Raw genomic sequence first — 534 nt, forward strand, 5'->3', positions numbered from 1 at the left:
AGTAGCATGGAGCGCCAGGCTGCTGCCGCCACGAGTCGGCAAGCGCGCCTGCGTCAAAGGCGTCGAAGCCGGTGTCCTCGACGAGCGCCATTCCCACCTTGCGATCCCTGTCGCTATCGGCCGCAACGGGAATGGCGATGCGGTCCGGGCTGCTGGCAGGCTTGCCCTTCCTCGCGAAGGAGTCGGACCCGATGGCGTTCCAGGCCTTGACGATGGGACGGCCCAACTCTTCGGACACCCACAGGCTCTCGACCTGACCGGCCTCGATGGCCTCGATCCTGCCGTCGCGGGCCGGATAGTAGTTCGACGTGTCGATGACCACCGTTTCGGATGGCACGCTGGCGATCAGCGGCGCGATCCCGGGAAGTCGGTTCAAGGGGATCGACAGGATCACGACGTCAACGTCTACTAGCCGTTCCTATTCACCAGAGTTTGTTTCGGGGCCTATTTGGTAGCGCGGGCGTGCCGATCCGCTGCGTTTCTTTCACCGCGGCAAGGTCTGGAACGTGGGGAACGCGTTGGCAGGGACGGGAT

The 534-nt window shown here is 64.2% G+C and carries 1 protein-coding gene; it reads right to left on the reverse strand.

The window, feature by feature from the left end; all coding sequences use genetic code 11:
• A partial coding sequence (locus FS320_RS44935; protein ID WP_425294317.1) for an NADPH-dependent F420 reductase occupies window positions 1–394 on the reverse strand: 394 nt, incomplete at its 3' end.
• Window positions 395–534: the final 140 nt, after the last annotated feature.

Origin of the sequence: Microvirga tunisiensis, assembly GCF_009296175.1 — a bacterium.
Taxonomy (GTDB): Bacteria; Pseudomonadota; Alphaproteobacteria; order Rhizobiales; family Beijerinckiaceae; genus Microvirga; species Microvirga tunisiensis.